The organism is Amycolatopsis echigonensis (assembly GCF_002846615.1).
Classification (GTDB): domain Bacteria; phylum Actinomycetota; class Actinomycetes; order Mycobacteriales; family Pseudonocardiaceae; genus Amycolatopsis; species Amycolatopsis echigonensis.
In genome coordinates this window covers 7,814,945-7,829,759 of record NZ_PJMY01000003.1, presented here as the reverse complement: position 1 = coordinate 7,829,759, position 14,815 = coordinate 7,814,945, and the positions used below count along the sequence as shown (strand labels likewise).

Here is a 14,815-nt window from a genome sequence, read left to right as displayed (position 1 = left end):
CCGAACGGGTGACCGCAACGGTGGCCGGACCGGAGGTCGAACGGCGTGTTGAGCCGGGCCATCGGGCCGTCGGCGACCTGCGCAAACGTCGGTCGATGGCGTGGACGTCGCGCGAGCTTCGGCCCGGCGTTCGCCCTCAATCCGCGCGCGACGACCGGCGCGAGCAACGGCCGCGGGTGCTGATCGCGGACGAGCCGACGAGCGCGCTGGACGTCTCGGTGCAGGCTTCGGTGCTGGACCTGCTGGCGGACCCGCAGCGGGAACTGGCGTTCGCGTGCCTGTCCATCGGCCGCGACTTGGCCGTGATGGAGCGGGTTGCGGACCGGGCCGTCGTGCTGCACTACGGGGCGGGGTGGTCGAGGAGGGCCCGATGGCGGATCCAGCGCGGCACCGAGAACGCCGTGAGGCTCGCGCTGTCCGGCTGACCGATGAGTTTTCGTGCCGTCCGGAGTCGGTACCGGAAACCGAATCGGAGGTGCACCACATGGGAAAGCTGCTGTATTCCGCCGCGATGTCGCTGGACGGGTTCATCGCCGGACCCGGCGGGGACATGGGCTGGCTCGCGCCCTACACCGGGGAGGCTTCGGCGGACGAGCTGGCCGCGGAGGTCGGGGCGCTGCTGGTCGGCCGCCGGACCTTCTCCGGCGATGACCCGTATCGCGGCACTGAAGGCGAGGGCAAGGCTTTCGGCGGCGGATGGGACGGGCCGCAGGTGGTGCTGACCCGGCGGCCCGCACCGGCGGCAGTTCCTGGGGTGACGTTCTGTTCCTCGCTGGAGGAAGGCGTCGCGGCCGCTCGCGCGGCGGCGGGGGAGAAGACGGTCAACGTGCTGGGCGCTTCGGTGGGGCGGGTTTGCGTGGAGGCCGGATTGCTGGACGAGGTGGAGGTGCTGGTGATGCCGGTGCTGCTGGGCGGCGGAGTGCGGTTGTTCGAGCGGCCAGGCCCGCCCGTGCGGCTGGAGCTGGTGGCGCAGCAGGGGACGAGCCTTCGGTATCGCGTGCTGCGCTGACTGTCAGCGGTCCTCGAACCGCGCGATCGCTTCCAGAACTGCTGTCCCCATCGACGGGCTCCCGGTGTGCCCCGCGTCGATCACGACCAGCTCGGCGTCCGGCCAAGCCTGGGCGAGCTGCCACGCCTTGCGCAGCGGCGCGCTCAGATCGGCCCGCCCGTGGATCAGCACCGCCGGAATGCCGTGCAGCAGGTGGATGTCGCGGAGCAGCTGGTCGTCCTCGAGCCAGGCGTGGTGGCGGTAGTAGTGCGCGCAGAGGCGGGCGAGCGTGATCAGCTCCTCGTCCGTGCCCGCGCTGAACTGGCCGGTGCGGCCGCCGACCCATTCGTGCGAGATCACCGCGTCCTCCCAGGAGCACCAGTCCCGCGCGGCTTGGAGCCGCACCGCACGGTCCGGGCTCGCGAGCAGCTGCGAGTACCCGGCGAGGAGGTCTCCGTCCGGGTCGGGCCGCCCGCGCGGAACGCTTCCCATTGCGCGGGCAGCAGCCGCCGGACGCCGCGGTAGAGCCAGTCGATCTCGTCCGGCGACGAGGTGAACGCGGCGACCAGGATGATGCCGCTGACCCGGTCCGGATGCCGCTGGGCGTAGGCCAGCGCGAGCGTCGCGCCCCAGGAACCGCCGTAGAGCAGCCAGTTTTCGACGCCGAGGTGGACGCGCAGCTTCTCCATGTCGGCGATCAGGCGCTCGGTGGTCTGGTGCTCCAGGCTCACCGCCGGGTCCGCGACGCTCGGCGTGCTCCGTCCGCAGCCGCGCTGGTCGAACACGACGACGCGGAATTTCGCCGGGTCGAATCCGCTGCGGCCGAAGCTGCCGCCGCCCCCGCCGGGACCGCCGTGCACGCACAGCACCGGCCGGCCGGCGCCGCTGGCGTCCCAGTAGATCTGCTGTCCGTCGCCGGCGTCGAGCATGCCGGCGGCGTCGGGCTCGACGGAAAACGGCCGCATCGCGGGCCTCCTCCCCAGGCCGGAAACCCGTCGAGCGTACTGGATCACGTCCGGCGCGGGTTTACAGCGCGGACCGGGGGTCCCTAGGATCTGCGGCGCCGGAAGCGCCGCGGACGCGCGGCCCCGGCGGGGTGGAGGTCTGGATGGGGAACCCGGAGTCCGGCAGCGACCTCGAGTCGGTCGCGAACCTCGTGCGGCTGTCCGAGACGGCGCCGATGCCCCGGATCGACGGCAGCGAACCCCCGCCGCTCGTGCGGCGGCCCCGGGCCGACAGCACCGACGACCCGGCCTCGGCGGCGTTCGGCGGGGTCCTCGACGTCTCGACCGGCTCCCCGGTCGAACAGCTCGCCAAACGCGGCCCGGTGCCCCTGGCCGAGCCGCCCGCGCCGCCCGCCGAGACCGCGCCGCCGCCCCAGCGAAGGCCAGCTCGGTACGGCGTCTTCGCCGGTGCGGCGGTCCTGGTGTGCGCCGGACTGGGTTCGTGGGCGTTGTGGCCGTCGGCGTCCGGCGGGACTGATTCGCAGCCCGTGGAGCCGCCGCCCGCTCCGGTCCACACGTCGTCGGCGCCGCCCGCGGTGAGCACGCTCAGCGCGTCCCCGGCCCCGGCGACCGGCCAGGTGCGCGACACGGTCGTCCGCGCCAGCAGCCGTCCCGCGACGACCGCGCCGCCGCCGCGCGTCCAGCCGACGCAGAAACCGGAGCAGGAGAGCGGAAACCAGCCGCACGACTCGTGGGACGACACGTTCCGCTCGGCGGTCAGCTCGTACCTGGAGGAATGGGGCGGCGGCGACCAGGCGCCGCGGCGCTGGCACGGCTGAGCGGCGGGAGTACTACTCTGAGTAGGTCACTGCCGACCGACTGCTCCGCGAGGTGTCCATGACCGGCTCGTCGTCCCCGTTGTCGCCCAGCCAGGTGCCGGTGGGGGTGGACCCGAACCGCCCGAGCATCGCGCGGATCTACGACGGATTCCTCGGCGGGAGCCACCACTACGAGGTGGACCGCGCGGTGATGGAGAAGATCAGCACGGCGGTCCCCGAGGCGGTGCACATCGCCCGCGGCAACCGCGGTTTCCACAACCGCGTGCTGCGGATGCTGGCGAGCCAGACCGACATCCGGCAGTTCCTCGACTGCGGTTCCGGGCTGCCGACGGCGGAGAACACCCACCAGATCGTGCAGCGCTACCACCGCGACGCGCAGGTGGTGTACGTCGACAACGACCCGGTGGTGCTCGCGCACGGCCGCGCGCTGCTGGAGGACAACGACTTCACGCACATGGTCGAGGCCGACATCTTCGAGCCGCAGGCGGTGCTGCAGCACGAAACGGTGCGCGAGTACCTCGACTTCTCGGAGCCGATCGCGCTGCTGCACATCGGCACGATGCACCACTACGAGGGCGACGGCGCGGTCGAGGTGATGCGCGAGTACATCGACGCTCTCGCGCCTGGCTCGTACGTCGCGCTGGCGCATTTCTACGACCCCGAGGTGCCGGAGCTGACCGCGGTCGCGAAGCGGATCGAGGAGATCCTCGTGTCCGGCCCGCTGGGCGCGGGCCGGTTCCGGACCCGCGCGGAGATCGAGGCGATGCTGCCCGGTCTGGAACTGCTCCCGCCGAGCCGCACGGACGGCCCCGGCCTGTCGGTCGCCGACGAATGGTGGCAGGACGGCCCGAGGCTGAAGCCGCTGAGCGACGCGGCCCGGTGCGTCGCGGGTGTGGTGGGCCGGAAGGTGTGACCGCTACGCCGGCTGCGGGACTTCCGTGACCGGTGTGGGTTGTCTGCGGGCGATGAGGTAGCCGGTGAAGCCGAAGCCGATCAGGACGGCGAGGGTGCCTGCGGTGAAGAGTTCGAAGGTGAGCCGGGAGACGCCCCAGGTCGCTTGGAAGTCGTAGGGCAGGCCGAGGGCTTGGTCGAGCACGCCGGGCGCGATGGTTTGCCAGGCGCCGAGGAGGATCCACGCGTAGATCAGCACGGTGCTGATCCACAGCCCGGCTCGTCCGCCGGGTACGCGGAACGGCCGGTCGATCGACGGGTATTTCCGGCGCAGCACCAGGATCGTCGGGAAGATCAGCAGGTAGGACAGCAGCAGCGTGCTCACCGCGATGTTGAGCACGACGGCGAACACCGCCGACGCGGAACTGCTCTGCACAATCGTCGCCACGACGGTGAACGCGGTCGCGACCACGCCGGAGAGCAGGTTGACCCGCAGCGGGGTGTTCAGCTTCGGGTGGAAAGCGCCGAACCAGCGCGGGAACGCGCCGTCGACGGCGGCCATCGCCTGGATGCGGTCGGACGCGATCATCCACGAGCAGCCCTGGTTCAGCAGGACGAAGACGAACACGACGGCGGCGAGCGTCAGCATCGCGCCCGAAGCGCCGCCGTAGACGGAGAACACCTGGCGCACCGCGTCGAGGAAACCGCCGAGTCCGTTGATCTTGTCCGGCGGCATCACCAGCACGATGCCGAAAACCGGCACGAGATAGCACAACGCCGACACCAGACCGGACACGCCGACCGTGACCGGGACGTCGCGTCGCGGGTTGTGCATTTCCTCCGCGGCGCCGTTGGGAGCCTCGAACCCGACCAGGGCGAACATCAGAACCGGGACGACAGCGAGGAATCCGCCGATGCTGGGGGAGAAGGCCAGCGATCCGTGGACGCCGTTGCGGGCCGCGTAGATCGCCGCGGTGACGGCGAAGAGCACCACCAGGCCCACCTTGAGCAGAGCCCCGGCGGCGATGAACCACTTGCCGTACCGCAGGCTCACGACCGCGCCGAGGATTGCCAGCCAGATGAAGACGAGCTTGAACGCGTAGTCCGCGAACCCGCCCGGCGAAGCGGGAACGAGGTAGTGCTGCCAGGTCGCCGCGGCGAGGAAGGTGATCGATCCGCCGAGCCACACCGGATTGGTGATCCAGTACAGCAGCGTGCCGAGCGCGGCGGGCAGCTTCCCGAACGCGAGCCGCAGCCAGACGAACGGCCCGCCCTCCGCCGGGAACGCGCTGCCCAGCTCGGCCATGACCAGGCCGTACGGGAAGAGGAACAGCACCAGGAGCACGGCGGTCCAGGTGACCGCCTCCGCTCCGGAAGTCGCGATCTGGCCGATGGTGTCCACGGAGATGATGGCCGCGACCGCAAGGAAGATCGAGTCGATCCGGCGCAGATTCCGGCGCAGGTTTCCTGATTCGGTGTTGACGAACTGAGGCTCGGACACGCTTCACCGCCTTTGGTGAATCGAGGGCAGGAGTCAGGCTTCGGTGTTCTCCAGGTCTTCCTTGTGCAGCAACGGGGTTCCGACGGTCTCGCGCATCGAAAACGCCGCGATGAGGCCGACCGCGGCGGCGACCATCAGGTACGGACCGGGCACGAGCGTGCTGCCGGTGGCGGAAATCAGGACCGTCATCAGGTACGGCACGGTTCCGGCGAACAGCGCGGCAGTGATGTTGTACGCGATCGAGAGCCCGCTTTGGCGGGTGCGGGTCGGGAAGATCTCCGCCGACCACACCGCGTAGGTGCCGAGAATCGCCGCCAGGATGGCGCCGAGGGCGAGCCCGCCGATCCAGGTGCCGACGAGGCCGGTGCGCATCAGCAGGTACGCGGGGATGGCGAGGACGAAGAGCGCGACACCCGCGCCGATCAGGACCGGTCGCCGTCCGACCCGGTCGGAAAGGCGGCCGAAGAACGGCACGAGGAACAGCCCGACGAGCGAGATCACTGTGGACAGTGCCGCCGCGCTGCCGGACGAGTGGCCGAGGTAATCGGTCTCGTAGGTGACCAGATACGTGAGCACGGCGTAGAACGGCACGTGCATCATGGTCATCAGCCCGGCCGCCTGGAGCAGCTGCTTCTTGTTGTGGCGGAACAGTTCCCGGACCGGGCTGCGCGGCACGTTGTCGGTCGCTTCGAGGGCGCGGTACTCCGGGGTGTCCTCGATCTTGCTGCGGATGACGAACCCGATGACGCCCAGCGGCGCGGCGATCAGGAACGGGACGCGCCAGCCCCACGACGCCAGCTGCGGGCCCGTCAGGCCGACCGACAGCAGCAGGAACACGAACGAACCGGCGAGGAAGCCCAGCAGCGAACCGACTTCCAGCCAGCTGACGCCGAAGCCGCGACGCCGCCGAGGCGCGTACTCGGCGAGGAAGCTCGCCGCGCTGCCGAACTCGCCGCCCGCGGCGAGACCCTGCAGCAAGCGCAGCAGCACCAGCAGGATCGGGGCCGCGATGCCGATCGTGGAGTACCCCGGCAGCAGGCCGATCACGAGCGTCGCCCCGGACATCACGAAGATGACCACCGACAGCGTGCGCTTGCGGCCGATCTTGTCGCCCAGCGGCCCGAAGATCAGCGCGCCGATCGGGCGGATCCCGAACGACACCGCGAAGACGCCGAACACCGCGAGCAAGCCCGCGGTCGAGTTGCCCGCCGGGAAGAACACGGACGCGATGGTGCTGGCGAGGTAGGCGTAGGCAGCCCAGTCGAACCAGTGCACGAAAACGCCGACGGCGCCGGCGGCCACGCTGCGGCGGAGCATGGCGGGATCGGCGCTGTGCCCGGCGAGATCGGGCGCCGGAGAGGCGTCGGGTGCGGTCATGAATGGCCTCCTTGGACCGGTTCTCCGGGAGGACGCTAAGAGCGGCTCGCGGCATCTAACAAGAAGTAATAAGCAAAGCAAGGCATCTGTTCGGGTTATGCAGAAGCGCTGAGCTGTGCCGACACGAGCGGCTGACGGCGGGGAAACACAGCGTTCACGTGCCGGACGGTCCGCCGGTGAGGGCCTGCGGGGTGATCAGCGTGCCGACTTCGGCATCGGTCAGCAGCCGCCGTTCCCGCACCAGTTCCAGGGCAGGACGGCCGGTTCGGTGCGCTTCCAAGGCGAGCGTGCACGCGGTTTCGTAGCCGAGCACCGGACTCAGCGCGGTGACCAGCCCGGTCGAGGCGGCGACGAGGTCGGCGAGGTGTTCTCGGCGTGCGGTGATGCCGCGTACGCACTGTTCGGCGAGCACCCGGGCACCGGCGGTCAAGTGGTCGAGCCCAGCCGTCAAAGCCCGCGCGATGATCGGTTCAAAGGCGTTGAGCTGCAGTTGCCCGCCTTCGGCGGCGAGCGTGATCGTGACGTCGTGGCCGATGATCTCGAAGGCGATCTGGTTGACCGCCTCCGGGATGACGGGGTTGACCTTGCCCGGCATGATCGACGACCCGGCCTGCCGCGCGGGCAGCGTGATCTCGCCGAATCCCGCCTGCGGCCCGGAGGAGAGCAACCGGAGATCGTTGCAGATCTTGGACAATTTGACCGCCGCGCGTTTCAGCACGCCGGACAGCTGCACGAAGACGCCGACGTCCTGGGTCGCCTCGATCAGGTCGGGCGCGGAGACGAGCGTCGCGATCCCGGTCAGCTCGCGCAGATGCTCGACGGCTCTCTCGCGGTACCCGGGGCGCGCGTTGAGGCCGGTGCCGATCGCCGTGCCGCCGAGATTCAGCTCGTGCAGCAGCAGCCGGGCTTCGGCGAGCCGCTGCTCGTCCTCGCCGAGCGTGGCGGCGAACGCGCCGAACTCCTGGCCCAGCGTCATCGGGACGGCGTCCTGCAGCTGGGTGCGGCCCATCTTGAGGACGTCGGCGAACTCGATCGCCTTGTTCGCGAACGCTTCCCGCAGCGCGGCGAGCGCACCGAGCAGTTCGGCGAGATGCCGGTCGAGGGCGAGTTTGACCGCGGTGGGGTAGACGTCGTTGGTGCTCTGGCCGAGGTTGACGTGGTCGAGCGGATGCAGTTGCGCGTAGTCGCCGCGGGCGTGGCCGAGCAGTTCCAGGGCCCGGTTGGCGATGACCTCGTTGGCGTTCATGTTGGTCGAGGTCCCGGCGCCGCCTTGGATGAGGTCGACGACGAACTGGTCGTGCAGGCGGCCGTCCCGGATCTCCGCGCAGGCTTGGACGATGGCCGCGGCCCGTTCCGGGGAGAGCGCGCCGACCTCCGCGTTGGCGCGCGCGGCGGCCTCCTTGACGGTCGCCAGCGCGGTGACGAGGTGCGGCCGGTCGGCGAGCGTTTCGCGCGTGATCGGGAAGTTGACCAGCGCACGGGCGGTGTGCGCGCCGTAGTAGACGTCGGCGGGCACGCTGATCTCGCCGAGCATGTCGTGTTCGGAGCGGGTACTGGACATCGGTGTCCTTCCCGGGGAGGGGCAGTTCAGGAGATGCGGTCGGTGCGGTCGACGCCGGTCCACGCCAGCGCGATCGCGCCGTCGAGCAGGGCCCGTTCCGCGGTGCCGCCGACGCAATGCGCGGCGAACTCGCGCTGATGATTGATCGCGGGCAGCGAGCCGATGCCGATGTAGGGATGAATCGCGGGCACGACCTGCGAGACGTTGCCCATGTCGGTGGAGGCGCGGTTCATCCGCGACGCTGTGCCGTCCGGCGCGAACTCGCGGCCGAGTTCGAGGGCATTGGCGCGGTAGGCGGCCAACGCTGTCTCGTCAGCCCGGAATTCGGCGTAGGGCTTGCTTTCCGGTTCGACACTCAGCTCGCAGCCGGTGGCCAGCGCGCCGGCCTCGAACGCCCGCAGGACGCGTGGCTCCACTTCGGACAGTTCCGCCAGCGTTTCGGCCCGTACGTACCATCGGCCGGACGCGTGCTCGGGGATCGCGTTGGGGGCGTCCCCGGCGTGCGTCACGATTCCGTGCACCCGGACCGAGGCCGGAAGGTGTTGCCGCAGCAGGCCGATCGCGACCTGAGCGACAGTGAACGCGTCGGCCGCGTTGACCCCGGCCTCGGGATAAGCGGCGGCGTGTGCGGACTTGCCGGTGTAGGCAACCTTCGAGTGGCTGACGGCGAACGGCCGGGCTTCGGCCACGTCCACCGGCGCCGGATGCACCATCATCGCGAGGTCCACCCCAGCGAACGCGCCGCGTTCCAGCAGCTCGATCTTCCCGCCGCCGCCCTCCTCGGCCGGGGTGCCGTAGACCTCGACGGTGATCCCGAGGTCATCGGCAACTCGAGCGAGCCCGAGCGCGGCGCCAATCGAACTGGCCGCGATGAGGTTGTGCCCGCAGGCGTGGCCCAGGCCGGGCAGGGCGTCGTACTCGGCACACAGCGCGATCCGCCGGGGACCGGAGCCGAAGCTGGCGTGGAACGCGGTGTCCAGTCCGAGGTACTTCGAGGTGACGGCGAACCCGGCCCGGTCGAGCAGTTCCGGCACCGCAGCCGCCGAGCGGTGCTCTTCCCAGGCGGTTTCCGGGTCGGCGTGCAGCCGCTCGGACAGCTGGATCAGCTCGTCGGCGTGCCGTTCCACCTCGGCGCGCGCGGCCGCTTTGCTGGTGCCCATCACTCGTCACCCGGCACGCCATAGGACGGTGCAGCGGCAGGGTCGAGGCCGCGGGTCACGTAGTCGTCGCGCTGCGGGAGCCAGACGTCGAGGAGTTCGGCGAGCTGCTCGATCGGCTCGTCCGCCCAGTCCACGCGCAGATCCGTGACCGGCCAGTCCGCAGTGGACACGACGACGAGCCCGGCGGACCGCACCGGTCCTTCCTCGCCGCCCGCCGCGAGCCCGGCGCGCATGGCCGCGAGGAGACGCTGTTCGAGCTCGCCGCTCGCGTCGGCGAAAGCGTCCACCATGGACTGGGGGACGTGCTCGCCGGCCAGCATGTTGCCCGCCGCGACCACTCCGTCCGCCGTCGCCGACGCATGTGTACCGAGGGTTTTCGGGCCGCTGTAAGCGAAACCGGGTCCGGTGCGGCCGACCACAGTCAGCTGCCGGTACTCGATGTGCTCCGCCGCCGACGTGACGTCGGCGAGTGCTTTCTCCGGATCCCCGTGCTCGGCGAGCCGGTCGAGCAGCCGTCCGCCGAGCCGCGGGTCGGTGATGTTCTGCGAGGCCGCCGCGCCGAGGCCCGGGCGCAGGTGCGCGACGCGGGCGACGACCGCCGGACTGGACGAGCTGGCCGCGATGCCGAACCGGACGGCGTTACCGGCGGTGTCGCGGGCGACGATCGAAAAGGTCACTTCTCCTCCTCCGGGATCACCGCGATCGCGTCGATCTCGCACAGCCATTCCGGCCGGGCGAGCGCGGACACGACCACGCCGGTCGAGATCGGGTGCACGCCTGTGGTCCAGCGCCCGACGGTGCGGTAGACGGCCTCGCGGTAGCGCGGGTCGACCAGGTAGATCGTGAGCTTGACCAGGTGCTCCATCCGGCTGCCCGCTTCTTCGAGCAGCATCTTGATGTTCGCCATCGCCCGCTCGGCCTGCGCGGCGACGTCACCGATCCCGACCGATTCGCTCGTGTCGAGGTCCTGCCCGATCTGGCCGCGGACGTAGACCGTCCCGTTGGCGACGACGGCCTGGCACAGGTCGTTGTCGAGGTTCTGCTCCGGGTAGGTGTCCCGGGTGTTGAACGGGCGGATGCGACGGTGGACAGTCACTGCGTGGCCTTCCGTGCGGCGGTCGTCGGACGCCTCAGCCTGACCGCGCGGCCGAGGTTCTGTCCAGTAGATCTTTCCGGACCAATGCATCGGAATCAGTGATGCAATCTGCATCGGGAAAACAGATCTTGAGTGCCGGAAACATCTGTTGGACACGGGCAGTGCGGGCCGTGAGGATCCGGGGAGACGGCGCTGAACCGCGCTGAAGCCGGAGCGGAGGTCTGGGATGTCGAGCGAACAGGTGGAGGCCCTCGTCGTGGGCGGGGGACAGGCCGGCCTGGCGATGAGCGAGCACCTGAGCGAGTGCGGCGTGCCGCACCTCGTCCTGGAGCGGAACCGGATCGCCGAACGCTGGCGGACGGAGCGCTGGGACTCGCTCGTCGCGAACGGCCCCGCATGGCACGACCGGTTCCCCGGCCTGGAATTCCCCGACGTGGCCCCCGGCGAATTCGCGTCGAAGGACCAGGTCGCGGCGTATTTCGAGGCGTACGCGGAGAAAATCGCCGCGCCGGTCCGGACCGGCGTCGAGGTGACGTCGGTGCGGAGGCACGAGGGCAGGCCCGGGTTCCGTGCCGAAACCTCGGACGGAACCGTCGACGCCCGGTTCGTCATCGCCGCGACCGGTCCGTTCCAGCGGCCGGTGATCCCGCCGATCGTGTCCGCCGACGCCGGTCCGGTGCAGCTCCACTCGAGCGGCTACCGGAACCCGGAGCAGCTTCCCGAAGGCGCGGTGCTGGTGGTCGGCGCGGGTTCGTCGGGCGTGCAGATCGCCGAGGAACTGCGTCGTGCGGGACGCGAGGTGTACCTGTCCGTCGGCCCGCACGACCGTCCGCCGCGCAGCTACCGCGACCGCGACTTCTGCTGGTGGCTCGGCGTTCTGGGCAAGTGGGACGCCGAAACGCCGCCCGCCGGCGCGGAACACGTGACCATCGCGGTCAGCGGCGCGCGCGGCGGGCACACCGTGGACTTCCGCGCGCTGGCCGGGCTCGGCATCACGCTCGTCGGCATGACCGGCGCGTATGCCGACGGCAAGCTCAGCTTCGCGACGGACCTGGCGAAGAACATCGCGGCGGGCGACGAGAATTACCTTGCCCTGCTTGACGAAGCCGACGCCTACGTGGCCCGCAACGGGCTCGACCTGCCCGAGGAACCGTCCGCCCGCGAGTTGGGCCCGGACCCGGAGTGCGTCACCGATCCGGTGCTGGAGCTGGATCTGGCCGCCGCCGGAGTGACCTCGATCGTCTGGGCGACCGGGTTCGCCGTCGACTACAGCTGGCTGCAGGTCGACGCCTTCGACGAGAACGGACGGCCGAAGCACCGCCGCGGCGTGTCTGTCGCGCCCGGCGTGTACTTCATCGGCCTGCCGTGGCTGGCGCGGCGCGGGTCGAGTTTCATCTGGGGCGTATGGCATGACGCGAAATTCGTGGCAGATCACGTCGCGATCCAGCGCGGGTACCAGAACTTCTGATCGAGTGGGCGGCGCGGGTTCGCTCGCGCCGCTATCGCGAGTACATGGCGCGGCACAGCTCTCGGAATTCCTGTGCTCGCCGCGTGAGCCGCACGCCGCGCATCGTCGCGAGCACGATCTCCAGCGACGGAACATCGTCGGTCAGAGCGAGCGGCACGACGCTGGCGCCCGCGTAAGTCGTGTCATTCGGCGGACGCTGGTTGAGCAACGCGAATCCGTGCCCGGACGCCACCAGCGCCCGCACGGTCTCGTACCCGCTGGTCCGATGCCGGATCCGCGGCGCCACCCCGGCGTCGCTGAGGATCGATTGCAGGTACTCCCGGCTGTGCGGCAGGTCGAGCAGCACCATCGGCTCGTCCGCCAGGTCCTGCAGCGACACCTTGCGGCTCTTCCGCCGGGCGAGCCGGTGGTCCTCGGAGACGAGCGCGTACGGAGCGGCGGTACCGACCACCTCGCGGTCGATGTCGTCGTCGAGGTCGTAGCCGTACAGCATCGCGAGTTCGGTTTCCCCGGCCCGCAGCGCGGTCTTGAGCGCTTTGTGCTCGCCCTCGCGCAGCGACACGTGGACGCGCGGGTGCCGAGCCTCGAATTCGGCCAGCAGGCTCGGCAGGCGGAACGGCGCGAGCGTGGTGAAGCAGCCGACGGTGAGCGTCCCGACCAGGTCGGTGCCGGACTGCCGGGCGGTTTCGACCAGTTCCGCGCCGTGCGCCAGGAAATCCAGCACCCGCTTGTAGAACTCCTCGCCGGCGGTGGTCAGGCTGAGCCCGCGGGCGTGGTGGCGCAGCAGGAACTGCACGCCCATTTCCTTCTCCAGCTGCGCGATCGCCGTCGAAACGGCCGACTGCGACACCATCAGCTCCTTCGACGCGGCTGTCATGCTCAGATGCCGCGCGGCAGCTTCGAAGTAGCGCAGCTGCACGAGGGTGAAGGAAGGCTCGCTCATGCCGACATCCTGCCTCAGTGGCAGCAATCGGGATGCTGCGGTTGCGGGGCGGGCGTGTCCAGCGCCGGATTGGCGTCGAAGAACCCGCTGGGTTTGAGCGTGAACCCGGTGTGGTCGACCGGCATGATCGGCCAGTCCTCGGTGCGCGGATAATGCGTGAGCCCGAAGGTGTGCCACACGACGAGGTCGGCGCCGTCGAGGGCGCGGTCGGCCTGGATCCAGGTGTCGATGCCGGTCTTGCCGGCGTTCTGGTTGACGTACTCGCCCGCCGGGAAGCGCTCGTCCTCGGCGTAGGCGGTGACCCACAGATGCTTGCGGGTGAAGGCGGCGCGGCGGGCGATGGACGACGCGTCGTCGGCCAGCAACGGCGGCAGGCCCTCCGGGTGCAGCGTGTACCCGACCGGTTGGCCGAGCGCGTTGCGGGACTCGGGATTGCTGATCCGCCAGGTGCGGCCGAGATTGCCGTCGGCGAGCCGGGCGGCCTCGGATTCCTTGGCCAGCCGGGTGATCTTCCGGGTGAAGGCGTTGCCGTACGGATTGCCGGGGCCGATCGGGACTCGCTCCACGTCGATCTCGTCGACCGCGTTGGAGAGGCCGTCGACCATCATGTCCAGCCGCGCGGAGAACAGGTGCTGGTGGAACGGCGCGCCGATGCCGGGGGCGATTTCGGCGGCCCACGGATAGTCGTCGCCGGCGGGGAAGGCCGAGGTGAAGACGATGCCGGTGGCCTTGCACTCGAGCTCGATGGTGCCGTCGAGGTAGAGATACCAGTAGAAGCCGTAGTCGTAATTGCCGACGGTGACGAAGAACGAGATGACCAGCCGACGCTGCCGCCGGGTGGAGACACTCCCGTTGTAGTGGTCAGTGTGCTTCCACAGCACGCCGGCGTCTTCCTCGTGCATGCAGATCGCGTTGGCGACGGTGCGCGGCTGGCCGTCGTCGTCGTGCACGGTGGCATCGAAATAGCGGATCTCGCCGAGGCAGTCGCAGCCCAGGGTGAGGGAGTTGGCTTCCTTGCCCAGCGAGTACTCGCCCGCGTCGAAGTAGTTCTGCCAGAACCGCACCGGGCTGGGATCGCCGTAGGGCACGACCATCTCGGCGACCGAGGCGCGGTACACGACCGGACGCAGCCGTCCGCCGTCCTGGAACCCGATTTGGTGCAGGGTAAGGCCTTCGACCGCGTTGAAGCCGATCCGGAACTGCCACTTCTCCCACGTGACGACGTCGCCCTCGACGGTGAAGCTCGGGCCCTCGGGCTGGGTGATCGCGATGGGCTTCTGGGTCGTCCGGGCCGGACGGTCGAGGTGGTAGTCGTAGGCGGTGCGCGGGATCTCGGCCGGACCGTCGTCGACGAGGTCGTGCACGCGGCCGGCGATCAGGTCGACGTAGGCCACGACGCCGTCGATCGGATGCGCCCAGAGGTTGTCGTCCTTGTTGAGCTGCAAGAACGCCAGGCAGCGCACGAGCCGCAGCCCGGTTTCGCCGGGAAGGTCGAAGCATCCGGCGCTCAGCGCGGAGATCCGCACCGAACGCGGTTCCCCGATGCCGCGGCGGCGCATCGCCGCGTTCCACGCCTCGTCCTTCCAGAGGATCTCCTCGACCAGGTCGAACTCCTCGTGCAGGATCGGCGGCTGCCCCTCGGCCACGACGTCGACCGCCCGGTCGGCAACGACCTCGCCGCGGGTCAGCGACACGACCGCCTCGCGCACCGCGCCGGTCTGCCGGTCGAGCAGCAGCGAGCGGACGCGGCGGTCCACCGGGTCGCCCGGCTGCCAGGCCAGCACGGCCGCCTTCGCCGGTTCGAGCAGCGAGACGAGGGCGAACCGGGTGCTCTCGGTCGCGATCCCGGCTTCGACCAGCAGTTCGCGGTTGCGGGCGACCTCGTCTTCGGCCAGGCGCGAGAGGGGGTGGGCCATGCGTGTCTCCTCATTCTTTGCGGTCTAGCGCAAAGAATGCGTCGTGGCGGTCTGGCTGGCAAGGCCCTTAAGGGGTCGGTTCTCCGGAACGGGTACTGGGTTTTTCGATGCACATCATCAATAATCCTGGA

14 protein-coding genes and 1 pseudogene are annotated in these 14,815 nt (G+C 70.1%); 5 read left to right on the top strand and 10 right to left on the bottom strand.

All coding sequences use genetic code 11. The features are described 5' to 3' along the window. Nucleotides 1-8 precede the first annotated feature (8 nt). Together ATK30_RS47605 and ATK30_RS41950 are read left to right on the top strand one after the other, a co-directional pair. A complete protein-coding gene (locus ATK30_RS47605; RefSeq protein WP_376772073.1) occupies nucleotides 9-425 on the top strand; it encodes a hypothetical protein in 417 nt (138 codons plus the stop codon). 59 nt (nucleotides 426-484) lie between these two features. Then, complete coding sequence (locus tag ATK30_RS41950; protein WP_101441354.1) at nucleotides 485-1,009, top strand: dihydrofolate reductase family protein; 525 nt, start codon at nucleotides 485-487, stop codon at nucleotides 1,007-1,009. A 3-nt stretch (nucleotides 1,010-1,012) separates the two neighbouring features. On the opposite strand, the gene ATK30_RS47180 is transcribed toward ATK30_RS41950, so the two are convergent. Together ATK30_RS47180 and ATK30_RS47175 are read right to left on the bottom strand one after the other, a co-directional pair. Beyond that, on the bottom strand, nucleotides 1,013-1,348 hold the full coding sequence (locus ATK30_RS47180) for an alpha/beta hydrolase family protein (protein WP_312877365.1): 336 nt from the start codon (nucleotides 1,346-1,348) through the stop codon (nucleotides 1,013-1,015). Then, entirely contained in the window at nucleotides 1,345-1,953 is a 609-nt protein-coding gene (locus ATK30_RS47175) for an alpha/beta fold hydrolase (RefSeq protein WP_312877366.1), read from the bottom strand. Before ATK30_RS47175 ends, ATK30_RS47180 begins: the two co-directional genes overlap by 4 nt. Nucleotides 1,954-2,096: 143 nt before the next feature. Between ATK30_RS47175 and ATK30_RS41940 the strand changes: the two genes are divergently transcribed. Then, nucleotides 2,097-2,771 carry a hypothetical protein gene (locus tag ATK30_RS41940; protein WP_167442088.1) on the top strand — a complete coding sequence of 225 codons (675 nt, stop codon included), beginning with the start codon at nucleotides 2,097-2,099 and terminating at the stop codon, nucleotides 2,769-2,771. Nucleotides 2,772-2,829: 58 nt separating this feature from the next. Next, a complete protein-coding gene (locus ATK30_RS41935) occupies nucleotides 2,830-3,684 on the top strand; it encodes an SAM-dependent methyltransferase (protein WP_101440222.1) in 855 nt (284 codons plus the stop codon). A 3-nt stretch (nucleotides 3,685-3,687) separates the two neighbouring features. On the opposite strand, the gene ATK30_RS41930 is transcribed toward ATK30_RS41935, so the two are convergent. From ATK30_RS41930 to ATK30_RS41905, 6 genes are all read right to left on the bottom strand, one after another. Further along, nucleotides 3,688-5,163, bottom strand: coding sequence for an APC family permease (locus ATK30_RS41930; protein ID WP_101440221.1), 1,476 nt, complete (start codon nucleotides 5,161-5,163; stop codon nucleotides 3,688-3,690). Between the two features lie 33 nt (nucleotides 5,164-5,196). After that, on the bottom strand, nucleotides 5,197-6,540 hold the full coding sequence (locus ATK30_RS41925; protein ID WP_183122710.1) for an MFS transporter: 1,344 nt from the start codon (nucleotides 6,538-6,540) through the stop codon (nucleotides 5,197-5,199). A 154-nt stretch (nucleotides 6,541-6,694) separates the two neighbouring features. Then, nucleotides 6,695-8,101: an aspartate ammonia-lyase gene (locus ATK30_RS41920; protein ID WP_101440220.1), complete on the bottom strand. Its 1,407-nt coding sequence runs from the start codon at nucleotides 8,099-8,101 to the stop codon at nucleotides 6,695-6,697. 26 nt (nucleotides 8,102-8,127) lie between these two features. Continuing rightward, on the bottom strand, nucleotides 8,128-9,261 hold the full coding sequence (locus ATK30_RS41915; protein ID WP_101440219.1) for a M20 family metallopeptidase: 1,134 nt from the start codon (nucleotides 9,259-9,261) through the stop codon (nucleotides 8,128-8,130). Next, nucleotides 9,261-9,938, bottom strand: coding sequence for a DUF1028 domain-containing protein (locus ATK30_RS41910; RefSeq protein WP_101440218.1), 678 nt, complete (start codon nucleotides 9,936-9,938; stop codon nucleotides 9,261-9,263). Before ATK30_RS41910 ends, ATK30_RS41915 begins: the two co-directional genes overlap by 1 nt. After that, nucleotides 9,935-10,357, bottom strand: a complete 423-nt coding sequence (locus ATK30_RS41905; RefSeq protein ID WP_101440217.1) for a RidA family protein — start codon at nucleotides 10,355-10,357, stop codon at nucleotides 9,935-9,937. The genes ATK30_RS41910 and ATK30_RS41905 overlap by 4 nt, the downstream gene beginning before the upstream one ends. A 226-nt stretch (nucleotides 10,358-10,583) precedes the next feature. Here ATK30_RS41905 and ATK30_RS41900 point away from each other — a divergent pair, with 226 nt between their 5' ends. Next, on the top strand, nucleotides 10,584-11,825 hold the full coding sequence (locus ATK30_RS41900) for a flavin-containing monooxygenase (RefSeq protein WP_101440216.1): 1,242 nt from the start codon (nucleotides 10,584-10,586) through the stop codon (nucleotides 11,823-11,825). A 31-nt stretch (nucleotides 11,826-11,856) separates the two neighbouring features. Here ATK30_RS41900 and ATK30_RS41895 read toward each other — a convergent pair whose 3' ends face one another. Further along, a complete protein-coding gene (locus tag ATK30_RS41895) occupies nucleotides 11,857-12,768 on the bottom strand; it encodes a LysR substrate-binding domain-containing protein (RefSeq protein WP_101440215.1) in 912 nt (303 codons plus the stop codon). Nucleotides 12,769-12,782: 14 nt separating this feature from the next. Further along, nucleotides 12,783-14,690: pseudogene (locus ATK30_RS41890) on the bottom strand (primary-amine oxidase); the annotation flags it as partial. Between the last annotated feature and the right edge of the window lie 125 nt (nucleotides 14,691-14,815).

What these genes read in the sequence shown, in the direction of transcription:
- ATK30_RS41950 (WP_101441354.1), top strand. Translation starts at nt 485, where the DNA reads ATGGGAAAGCTGCTGTATTCCGCCGCGATGTCGCTGGACGGGTTCATC.
- ATK30_RS47175 (WP_312877366.1), bottom strand. Translation starts at nt 1,953, where the DNA reads ATGCGGCCGTTTTCCGTCGAGCCCGACGCCGCCGGCATGCTCGACGCC.
- ATK30_RS41940 (WP_167442088.1), top strand. Translation starts at nt 2,097, where the DNA reads ATGGGGAACCCGGAGTCCGGCAGCGACCTCGAGTCGGTCGCGAACCTC.
- ATK30_RS41935 (WP_101440222.1), top strand. Translation starts at nt 2,830, where the DNA reads ATGACCGGCTCGTCGTCCCCGTTGTCGCCCAGCCAGGTGCCGGTGGGG.
- ATK30_RS41925 (WP_183122710.1), bottom strand. Translation starts at nt 6,540, where the DNA reads ATGACCGCACCCGACGCCTCTCCGGCGCCCGATCTCGCCGGGCACAGC.
- ATK30_RS41920 (WP_101440220.1), bottom strand. Translation starts at nt 8,101, where the DNA reads ATGTCCAGTACCCGCTCCGAACACGACATGCTCGGCGAGATCAGCGTG.
- ATK30_RS41915 (WP_101440219.1), bottom strand. Translation starts at nt 9,261, where the DNA reads ATGGGCACCAGCAAAGCGGCCGCGCGCGCCGAGGTGGAACGGCACGCC.
- ATK30_RS41900 (WP_101440216.1), top strand. Translation starts at nt 10,584, where the DNA reads ATGTCGAGCGAACAGGTGGAGGCCCTCGTCGTGGGCGGGGGACAGGCC.
- ATK30_RS41895 (WP_101440215.1), bottom strand. Translation starts at nt 12,768, where the DNA reads ATGAGCGAGCCTTCCTTCACCCTCGTGCAGCTGCGCTACTTCGAAGCT.